1 protein-coding gene is annotated in these 1,099 nt (G+C 49.9%); it reads left to right on the forward strand.

Annotation, left to right across the window (positions count from 1 at the left end; all coding sequences use genetic code 11):
- A partial coding sequence (locus I6F53_RS20090; RefSeq protein ID WP_197240931.1) for a DNA-directed RNA polymerase occupies positions 1–1,099 on the forward strand: 1,099 nt, incomplete at both ends.

The raw sequence follows: 1,099 nt of genomic DNA on the forward strand, positions 1-1,099 counted from the left end.
TTCAATCGGTTGCCACTAAGATTGGTCGTAGCATTGAAGATGAGTTACGTTTCGGACGCATTCGTGATGAAGAAGCGAAACACTTTAAGAATCACGTACAGGAAGCACTGAACAAGCGCGTTGGTATCGTCTACAAGAAAGCATTCATGCAAGCCGTAGAGGGCAAGATGCTTGATGCTGGTCAACTGCAAACCAAGTGGACCACATGGACACCTGAAGAATCTATTCACGTTGGTGTGCGCATGTTGGAACTGCTCATCGGGTCTACTGGTCTCGTTGAGTTACACCGACCGTTTGCTGGTAACGTTGAGAAGGATGGCGAGTACATCCAGTTAACCGAGCAATACGTTGACCTGTTATCTAAACGTGCTGGTGCACTGGCTGCAATCGCTCCAATGTATCAACCTTGCGTGGTCCCTCCTAAGCCTTGGACGAGTCCGGTAGGTGGTGGCTATTGGGCTGCTGGTCGCAAGCCTCTCTCTCTGGTTCGCACTGGTTCCAAGAAGGGACTTGAGCGTTACAACGACGTGTACATGCCTGAAGTTTACAAGGCGGTGAACATCGCACAGAATACTCCTTGGAAGATTAACAAGAAGGTTCTGGCAGTGGTCAATGAGATTGTGAACTGGAAGCATTGCCCGGTTGACGACGTACCTGCTCTCGAACGTGGTGAACTGCCTGTCAAACCTGAAGACATCGACACGAACGAAGCGGCTCTGAAAGCGTGGAAGAAAGCGGCCTCCGCAATCTATCGCAAAGAGAAAGCACGAGTTTCTCGCCGCATGAGCATGGAGTTCATGTTAGGTCAGGCCAATAAGTTCGCACAGTTTAAAGCTATCTGGTTCCCGATGAATATGGACTGGCGCGGTAGAGTGTACGCAGTCCCAATGTTTAACCCGCAAGGCAACGACATGACTAAAGGTCTGTTAACTCTCGCTAAAGGTAAACCGATTGGTGTCGATGGGTACTACTGGCTGAAGATTCACGGTGCTAACACTGCTGGTGTGGACAAGGTGGACTTCGCAGAACGCATCAAGTTCATTGAGGACAACCACGAGAACATCATGAGCGTAGCGGCTGACCCAATTGCTAACACTTG

The sequence above is a fragment of the Pseudoalteromonas sp. SWN29 genome, assembly GCF_015864465.1.
Classification (GTDB): Bacteria; Pseudomonadota; Gammaproteobacteria; order Enterobacterales; family Alteromonadaceae; genus Pseudoalteromonas.